This is a genomic window from Telluria sp. ZT3P25, assembly GCF_059685895.1.
This window is the reverse complement of record NZ_JCASIJ010000009.1, coordinates 1-8,852: the sequence shown is the minus strand read 5'-3', so window position 1 is coordinate 8,852 and position 8,852 is coordinate 1. Positions and strand designations below refer to the sequence as shown.

The following is an 8,852-nucleotide window of genomic DNA, read 5'->3' as shown; positions in this document are numbered from 1 at the left end:
CATTAGCTCAGATATCTGTCGGGGACATGTGACAGCGGCATTAAGCCGCCGAACATGTTTCCGAGAGATATCGAATCGTAGGGGGCTTTGCCCCTCCACAACTGACGGAGTTTCTATGCCATTGTTAGCAAGTTTTCTCGGACTTATCTTCACCGCTGCTTTAAAACTGTTTGCGCGTTTTTTCATCCTTGAGAAAGCCGCAAGGCTCGCCGCGTGGGCAGTGGCTATATCGCTCATGCTTGCTCTGACCACAGCTATGATGTCTTGCGTTAGCGGTGTCTGTGCAGCTTCCATAACCAACCTTTCCAGTATTAGCCCGGCTGTTGGAATGGGATTCAGTATTTCTTTTAACGCTGTTACCTTATCTTCCGTTGGCTGTTATATATCTGTCTGGATCATCTGCCAGTTGTATGTGATCAAGAAGAAGGCCATCAACATGATTATCAGCATCTAATGGCTGTCTACGCTATTACTGGTAAGCTGGGCGGCGGCAAGGGCAAGGGTGCTGTCATGAAGGCGAGGGAATATCTGCGCGCAGGTAAACGTGTTGCTGGCAACATCGACCTGTTCATGGAACACCTGGTGGATGAGAGGTCAAAGGAATCGTACACCCGGCTTCCTGACAAGCCTTCTGCCACCGATCTCTACATGATGGGCAGTGGTAACCCTTTCATCGACTTCAAGCCTCACCTGGTCATGGAAAAAGGCATATGGAAGGCGTTTGCACCTGATACGTCCCGTAGCCTTCTTCCTGGCTTCGATGAAGCGCATAACGGTGCGTTGTTCCTTGATGAATGTGGGTCCTGGCTCAACACCCGTAGTTATGCCGAAAAAGGTAGAACGGATCTGCTTGAGTGGATGATTCACGCCCGGAAATACGGTTGGGACGTCTACTTCATCATGCAGAACATTTCACAAGTTGATAAACAGCTTCGTGAGGCGATGTTTGAGTACGTTGTCAGATTTACTCGGCTCGATAAGTTGCGCGTTCCAGTCGTTTCCGACCTGGTCAAGGGCCTGAGTGCTGGAGCGCTCAACGGCAATTTGCCACGCTTGCATGTCGGCGTCGTTCGCCTGGGTAGCAACCCTGACGGCCTGGTCGCGGATCGCTGGATGTTTCGCGGTGACGACCTCCAAAAAGCCTACAACACCACGCAAGTTTTCTCAGATACCTATCCTCACGAGACGCACTGTCTACTGTCTTCCTGGCACCTATCCGCCAAGGTGGGTATCCCTCGTGATTTCGTCGGCCCTATTCGTTCCGGCCCGCTTGACCTGGTACTGCTCCAGGGAAGGGCGCAACCGCTTAAACCTCCTCACCCTCACATGTCCAAATTCCTCGTTATCTCGTTGCTGCTTGGTCTTGCTATTGGCGTCGGTGGCTCCTACTTTTTCGGGATCGGCCAGCCGCAACCGGTAGCCCAATCCGAGGCCAAGGTTCCTGCCTCTGGTGAACCCAAAAAACCACCTGTTGCCCTGGGCTTCCTGCGCAGCTCTGGCGATGTAAGCGTCATTCTGGAAGATGGGCGTGTCGTGGTCCCTACCGAGTTCACTACTAACGGTGACGGAACCTGGCGTGCCGTGATCGATGGTGGCGTTACTGTGACTGGGGATCGGCCATGATGCGTCGTTTATCCTGGTGCCTGCTGTTTGCCTTCTTCTGTGCTCTTGCCCCTAGAGCCTGGGCAGAGCCAGTATCGTTCGCTTTTACCTCTGTGCCACTGATGGACTTTGCGCAAGCTACCTATCGTAATTTGCTAGGTCGTGACTTCGTTATCTCTAGCGACCTGGTCACTAGCGGCAAAAAGATCACGATCAGCGTTAAGGGTATCGACGCGGACCAGGTGCCTACCTTTGTAGAGAATGTACTGAGGTCCCACGGTGTTAAGTCCACGCAGCGTGGCGGCGTCTACTTTCTTGAATCCGTAGCTTCTGTGGATACCATCGAGCCAAGTGAGCCAATGCCTGCGGCTTCTATGCCTGAGAAAAATCTTTCCAAAGATGGTGCTGCCGTGCCTGCCGATGACAAGACTGTCGTGCCGGCGCCGGTGTTTGACAAGGTCGAAGTGGTTACCGTCAAAAATCGCACTGTCTCGTTCGTTGCAGAGGCTATAAACGCTGTCTTCGGAATGCCGTTTGCGCGACCAGCTGGTGGCACACTGCTTGCGATCGCCGCACCTGCTGATAGGATCAAAACCGTTTTGGAGTTGGTCGAGCAACTGGATGTGTCTGCCGCGGTGGTGGAAGTGTCCGCATCATTTGTTGAGGTGACCCGTAGTGGTGCTTCCGCTCGCGGCCTGTCGCTGGTTGCTGACACGATTGGTAACCAGCTGGGCGGCGTTTCTATTCTTCCTGGTCAGGGCCGCGTTGCCATCCGTGCTGGCCGCTATGAGATGGTGCTCGATGCTCTGGCGTCTGACGGTCGCTTTCGCCAGGTTTCTAACTCCCGATTGGTCGGTGATGATGCTCAACAGCTTTCATTGTCGGTAGGCGACGAGACACCCACGATATCTAGTACCAGCCGCGATCAGTCTGGCAACGCTATACAGAACGTGGTCTATCGTCCATCCGGCGTGATCCTTGACGTGCTGCCTCGTGTCCTCGGTTCCGGCCGACTTTCTCTCGTTGTCGACGGCCAGGTGTCCAGCTTCCAATCCACTACCAATGGCGTTGCTGGCTCTCCTACCCTCGTCAAGCGGCAAATCAAAACTTCTGTGTCTATCGAGGATGGTCAGGTGCTCGTTATCGGCGGCCTTGATGACTCTAAGTCCTCCGGTGCTAACGCTGGCTTCTCCTTCTTGCCAGATTCCTGGGGTAACAAGTCGGCTACAGATTCAAAAACTGATTTAGTACTTGTCCTCTCGGCCAGGGTATTGCCATCATCACCTGATAGTCTCGTAAAATAACCGTGGCATGACACGAAAAAACACACTATTACCGTGTCATGCCACGTATAATAAACACTCTCAAATGGAGACTGTAATGACTCGTAAAGATGATGCGACTATCGAATTGCCCGGAGTGCCAAAACGACCTGGTCGCCCCGCATCAGGTAAGGCTCTCGATAACGCCGCCAGGTCAAAAGCTAAACGTGATCGGTTGGAGGCAGAGGGCAAGAAACAGGTATCTGTAACTATCTCCACCGACGTTTTGGAGGCGATAAAAAAGCATGTGCAATTCAAGGACCTGACGTTAGGGGAAGCGTTCGACAAGGCTCTCCGTGATCGGTTCTTGAGGAAACGTTGATGGGGTTTCTGTGTCATGACCGTTGATTTTTAGGAATGGCTAGGCCATGATCTGTTGCAAATAAGACAGAGCTCCCACTTCTATGACACTTGACCCGCAGGACCTACGCTTGTTGCATGAGTGTGTGCTGACAAGAATGGCGATCTTCGATGATCTGATAACGCAAGAAAACAGTCGTCCCCCTGACCAGCGTGGCCTTCTAGCTGGCTTCATTTCACAGGTAACGGAATTACAACATTTGAGCAATCGTATTGCTCATGGGATAAGTCAGACACACCAAGTTTGACAATGCCCATTGACACAATTTACAGTGTCGCCAGGTAACAGACGGGAATCCTTTTTACGCCGGTACGGGGTTGCAGCTCCAGGCAAAAAAAAAGGACCGATTTGCAGATCGGCCCCTTTGTAGCAGTTCTCTTTCAACGGTCAGTTTCAAGAGTGAGCAAATTTTGTTGGAAAAATCCTCCAAAGTCAAGCGTCCACGAACGCTAGAACCATCCCTTGTGGCAGAGATTGTAACCGCTCGCCATGATGCGGCCACTCTTGCAAGTATTGCATCAGGGAATCTTCGCCTGCTAGAGAGTCGGGAAAAGAAACGTGCTGAGTTCCTCATTAAGCAACGTGCCCTTTCCACTCCGGATTTGATCAGGCAATCAGGTTTTGGGTCCTATGTTCGCAGCCTGGAGCGCCAGAAACGGGTGCTAGACGCCTTGCACGACGACGCGCAAGCGGGGGCGGGTGAGGCGGCGCAGCAGCCGCTTGGTAACAACACGGAATCACAGGCCATTTTTCGTGAGGAAATTGACCAAAATACTGGGGAAATTCAAAGACTTAGGGTCGTCTCACGGCGTGGCGAATCCGTCTTTGAAATCTACTCGGAATTTGCCGCGATCAATGCCCGAGCAGCTCGTTTTTCCGCTCAATCTAGCGCTGGGCGGCTCCTGGCGTCTGAAAAAACGCCGCGCGGTACGCAATGGCGCGTGTCTGGTTGCACTCGTAGAAAAATCGCTCCCAAAGTAGCCATCATGTACTCGGCGAAGATCAAAAAGGCCCATTTCTCAGGCTTGATGGTGTGCGGTTCCGTCTGGACCTGCCCACCTTGCGCCGCCAAGGTCTCTGAACGTCGTAAGAATGAGATCGTGGCCGCAACGGACATGCACAAGCAACAGGGTGGCGGGCTTTACCTGGTGACGCTGACAGCGTCACATAAGCGGGACCACGACCTGGTCGACTGGCTCAAGAAATTCGCTGCCGCCAAGATCAAGATGCGTGAATGGCGTGCATACAAGGATTTGAAGGTGTCAACCGGGCATGTAGGCGATATCCGCGCTCTTGAGGTTACATACGGCGACGCTAATGGGTGGCATCCTCATGAACATGGCCTGTGGCTCACGGAGAAGGCCCTCACGGCTCGCAAAATCGAATCCATGCGCTCCGAGCTGTTCAAACTGTGGCATCGCGCCTGCAAGGCTGTGGGCCTGCCGCTGCCTAACCGCAAGAATGGCGTCGACGTGCGTTGGATGGAATCATCTGCCGAGTACATCGCCAAGTTCGGACGCGAACCCCGCTGGGGCGCTGGCTCCGAGCTGGCCAAGCAGCACACGAAGACCGGCAATCTCAAGAGCATGACCCCCTTTGACTTGCTGCGTGCGTATCACGAGGGCAGCGAAGATGGTCACGCTCACAAGCGCTTCGGCGGTCTCTTTGTCCAGTTCGCCAAGGCGTTTTACAACAAACGGCAAATTATCTGGTCTGACGGACTCAAGCAAATTTTCGGTATCGATCAAAAGACCGATGAAGAACTAGCTGTCGAGGAATGCGAAGAAGCGCGCGAAATCGTCAAGATCACACCTGACCAGTGGAAGCTGGTACTCCACCAGAAATCCGATGTTCGGCAAGTGCTCCTTGAGCGTGCCGAAAGCGGTGGTCATGATGCCGTAGTTGCCTATCTCCAGCTGCTCGAACATGGCTATGCTGGACCGCTGGTGGCCGAAGATAATTCGCCGATCGCAGCTGAAGAACTGCTCCTGCAGTCGATTTTTGAGTCCACCAGGTCGAATTAAATTCGGTTAGTTACCGTTATCCGCTCGTATTGCTCCCGCCAAAAATCCCGTTCGATATCGGTCTTAGCCTGCGCGAACATCGTGGCTGAAACCGTCTCCAACGGGTGTATCTCAAGCTCATAAGCTACCTTTATTGCTACCAAAACAGACATGTTCTGACCTTGTTTGTACTGGTGAATGGCCTGTCGCGTGATGCCCAGGTACGTAGCCAACTGATTGTCATTTTCGATACTGACTTGTTTTTTGATCACTTGGTTTAGGTAATCAAGTGTTGTTTTCATGCGATTGTCGGCTGTCAATGGGCATTGACATGGGTAAACAGATGGAGATACATTCTCGGGCATTGGGCCGGGGTTTGGTGCGGTCTAATCTTGATTCACACCAATAATCACTAGGGATAAAAAAAATGTCCGATATCGCTCTCATCCTGTCAGCCGACAAATACGAAATTCCAGACTCTAAGACTGGCGAAGTCCAAAACCTCCACCAGCTGTGGATGTCCAACGAGTACCGCGTCTCGTCCGAAAAAGAAAAGGGTTGCAAGCCTATGAAAGTGCTTGTTGAGCCTGCTGTCTTCGAGGAGATCATGAAGCATGAGCTGCCCGGCCTGTTCGATGTCGACATCAAGATGCGTCCAGGTAAAGGCAACACGGTAGCTGCTACCGTTGTCGGCTTCCGCTTCCTGTCGAATCCCAAAATCTTCCCACCTGTTGCCGTCCCGAAAGCGGCCTGATCGTGACCGTTTCGCCTGAATTGCTCCTGGGTGTGGCTGTCGTCGGCTGCTTTGCCCTGGGCTGGATCGCGGGACAGCAACGATGAGCATGTACGCGCTTCTCTGGTCGAAGACATGGCCTGTTCTTCTAGTGGTAGCCGCGTTCGTTGCCTGTATTCACTTTTTTAGGTTCATGGCCAAGCGCTGGAAGTCGATGTAATGGAGATCACTATGACTGTCGCCATTAGCGCTTGCCTCTCGGCTTTCGGGATTGGATATGCCGCCGGCTCGATCATCCGTATCGGCCGCAAAGCAATCGAGTCCATCGACTAATTTTTCATGCTTCGCCGGCTTGGCAACCGGGGATTCTAATAACGCCATCTACTAGGGATTTTCCAAATGAACGCAGCAATGAAAAAAGCAGCCTTGAAGGCATCCGGCATCGCCACTCTGGCACTCGTCACCACGGGTAACGCAATGGCCCAGGCTGGCGCCGACCAAGGCGTCGATGCCATTACCTCGCTCGGCACGAAAGCAACCACCTATATCGCTGCGGCCTTCACCGTGGCGATCCTGGTCTCGGCCGGTTTCTGGGGCATTCGCATGATGAAGAAATCGTTCGGCGCGGCTAAGTAAGCTGTCCGACCAGGCTCTAGCCTTGGGGCCTCTTCGGAGGCTCTTTTTCGTTTACCTCATAGGGTAGCTATGAAACATTGGCTGCAATTTCTGGCCGTCTTGGTCATGGTGGTCATCGCGGGTATCTCGCCCCGTGAAGTGATCGCGGCTCCTTCCGTTGGGTCCACTGGCACAGCCAGTACTACGCGCATCATTAACGACATCATCCGTCGCACGCCCGGTGTCACCAGTCGTACCACGACCGGTACCGGTGTAACCGTCGCAGCTCGTGCGGTCGGTACGGTTTCTACTGCAACAGGCGTCACAATCCCAATTTCCGAGGCTGCATCTGCTGCTGTTAGCGCTGGCCGCATCGCTGGTGTCGTTGCCCGAGCTGTGCGCTGGGGCAGTTTCGCTGGCATAGCATCAATGGTCATTCCCTGGGTAGCCGAACAGTCCGGTATCAAGGTCTGTCCACCCCCACAATTTTTCTGTATTCCTGGGGATGCCGAGGTTGTTCCCGTAGATGGTGAATCGGCCTGGCAAGTAACCAGTCCCGCCACTAATCCACCCGAGATTGTCAATGGTGGCCTTGATAACCACTGTAAAGCTGCTGTAGCTGTTCACCCGCTTTCTATTCAATCCCCTGGAAGATGGGGCCATAAGCTCTATCCCGGTGCTGATGGAAAAACTGCTAGATGTGGGATTATCACTGTCGCTACAGGTGTTTCACAGACCGTCATTATCAGTTACAAGTATATTGGTGCAGCTGTATGCCCAGCTGGTTACACACAAACCGCTGGCGTTTGTAGTAAGCCTGGACCTGATCGTCAAGCCAGTGAAGAAGAAATGGGTAATGCCATCGAGAAGGCTATTACCGGCAATCCTACTCGGATTGGTCAAAGCTTCGACGCTGCTAGTAACGCTGGCTTTCCCATGTTTACGTCTAATGACCAAGTCGCGGTTGAAACACCTCCTGCTGTTTCCGCACCTAGCACCTCGACAACTACTCAAGTGCCTAAACCAGACGGGAGTATAGATAATGTCTTTACGCTGACTGACGTAGTTGTTACGCCTAAAGTTGATGGGAAGACGATCGGGGATGCCAAGATCACTTATCCCACTAAAATAACCACCACTACCACGACAACTAACAACGTCACGAATGTGACTACTACAACCACGACTATAACCAACACGACTGCCACGCCGGAGAAACCCTCTGTTACTCCTAATACACCTCCAATTGTTGATCTTCCTAGTGCTCCCGCTGTGGAAGGGGAAAAGATCAAGATACCTGACGACTACAATCGTGAAGTCACTCAGAAATCTATTCTGGACGAGATAAAGAGTTGGAATAAGCCGATTACTACTCAGCTACCTGACGGAAATGCAGAGATGGAGTCTATTCAAGCTAAAAACGCAGAGGGACTAGGTGTAGTAGCTGGCATCACGCCTGAAACGGTCAATGTGGAGAACTGGTTTCCCTCTGTCCCTACTACTGCATGTGTGAATCCAGATATTCCGGTTCCCCTGGGGACTGGAACAGTGAAATTTCCCATCTGCGGTTACGTGGATACGTTTAGTCAGTTCATTAGCGGCGTTATTGCCTTCTTCTGCATCCTCGGATGTGTTCACCAGGTGCAGTCTGCTTTGAAGGCTTAACCACTAACCTAAATAAGATGACGTTAGGTTGAGCAAATCGAAGATTTGTGATGCCTAAGGTCATTACCCACCAGCGTCTGGCTCTTTCTCGATCATAGAGGTAGTGTCTCCAATGTCAGTAGGTGGAGGAAATCGAAGATTTCCGAGACCTACTGACATAAGACCACCACAGCGGGGTTGGATAGGTAAAGCACAAGCGGCCCGTAGGGCAAAATCTTTAGGGATATGATAAATCGGCGGTGGATTTTGAAGTAAAACCCCCCGAAGTAGTGACGTAACGGAGCGGGAGCGACATGTTACTAAAGTTTTAGCGGGTAGTCCGTCACTAGGCTTTGTACCCTACTGGTTCACGTCCACCAACTGCCCCCTCTAAAGACCACGCCGTAAAGTTTATATATCGTTTGCTTTCTAGATCAGATTTTGTATTTGCGTATCGTGGGTTTTGAGTAGCCATTAGCTCAGATATCTGTCGGGGACATGTGACAGCGGCATTAAGCCGCCGAACATGTTTCCGAGAGATATCGAACCGTAGGGAGCTTTTTGTCGAGTAG

Annotated in this window: 10 protein-coding genes; 8 read left to right on the top strand and 2 right to left on the bottom strand. The window is 52.2% G+C overall.

Translation table 11 applies throughout. The features are described from left to right. The 5 genes from AC56LY_RS24420 to AC56LY_RS24400 form a co-directional block, all read left to right on the top strand. Positions 1–454 (top strand): hypothetical protein (locus tag AC56LY_RS24420; protein WP_499583712.1); only part of this gene is annotated, 454 nt, incomplete at its 5' end. Continuing rightward, the gene (locus tag AC56LY_RS24415) at positions 454–1,623 is read left to right on the top strand and encodes a zonular occludens toxin domain-containing protein (RefSeq protein ID WP_499583711.1); all 1,170 of its coding nucleotides are present in this window, start codon (positions 454–456) and stop codon (positions 1,621–1,623) included. The genes AC56LY_RS24420 and AC56LY_RS24415, both read left to right, overlap by 1 nt. Beyond that, positions 1,620–2,906 carry a type II secretion system protein GspD gene (locus tag AC56LY_RS24410; protein ID WP_499583710.1) on the top strand — a complete coding sequence of 429 codons (1,287 nt, stop codon included), beginning with the start codon at positions 1,620–1,622 and terminating at the stop codon, positions 2,904–2,906. The genes AC56LY_RS24415 and AC56LY_RS24410 overlap by 4 nt, the downstream gene beginning before the upstream one ends. A 76-nt stretch (positions 2,907–2,982) precedes the next feature. Beyond that, complete coding sequence (locus tag AC56LY_RS24405; RefSeq protein ID WP_499583709.1) at positions 2,983–3,246, top strand: hypothetical protein; 264 nt, start codon at positions 2,983–2,985, stop codon at positions 3,244–3,246. A gap of 452 nt (positions 3,247–3,698) precedes the next feature. After that, positions 3,699–5,309, top strand: a complete 1,611-nt coding sequence (locus tag AC56LY_RS24400) for a protein rep (RefSeq protein ID WP_499583708.1) — start codon at positions 3,699–3,701, stop codon at positions 5,307–5,309. Here the strand turns inward: AC56LY_RS24400 and AC56LY_RS24395 are convergent. Beyond that, positions 5,306–5,590, bottom strand: a complete 285-nt coding sequence (locus tag AC56LY_RS24395) for a hypothetical protein (RefSeq protein WP_499583707.1) — start codon at positions 5,588–5,590, stop codon at positions 5,306–5,308. The genes AC56LY_RS24400 and AC56LY_RS24395 overlap by 4 nt on opposite strands. Positions 5,591–5,715: 125 nt before the next feature. Here AC56LY_RS24395 and AC56LY_RS24390 point away from each other — a divergent pair, with 125 nt between their 5' ends. Beyond that, complete coding sequence (locus AC56LY_RS24390) at positions 5,716–6,042, top strand: hypothetical protein (RefSeq protein WP_499583706.1); 327 nt, start codon at positions 5,716–5,718, stop codon at positions 6,040–6,042. Between the two features lie 156 nt (positions 6,043–6,198). Here the strand turns inward: AC56LY_RS24390 and AC56LY_RS24385 are convergent, their stop codons facing one another. Next, entirely contained in the window at positions 6,199–6,402 is a 204-nt protein-coding gene (locus AC56LY_RS24385) for a hypothetical protein (RefSeq protein ID WP_499583705.1), read from the bottom strand. Positions 6,403–6,432: 30 nt separating this feature from the next. Here AC56LY_RS24385 and AC56LY_RS24380 point away from each other — a divergent pair, with 30 nt between their 5' ends. Both AC56LY_RS24380 and AC56LY_RS24375 read left to right on the top strand, forming a co-directional pair. Beyond that, positions 6,433–6,657, top strand: a complete 225-nt coding sequence (locus AC56LY_RS24380; RefSeq protein ID WP_499583704.1) for a major coat protein — start codon at positions 6,433–6,435, stop codon at positions 6,655–6,657. A gap of 69 nt (positions 6,658–6,726) precedes the next feature. Further along, positions 6,727–8,301, top strand: coding sequence for a hypothetical protein (locus AC56LY_RS24375; RefSeq protein ID WP_499583703.1), 1,575 nt, complete (start codon positions 6,727–6,729; stop codon positions 8,299–8,301). Positions 8,302–8,852: the final 551 nt, after the last annotated feature.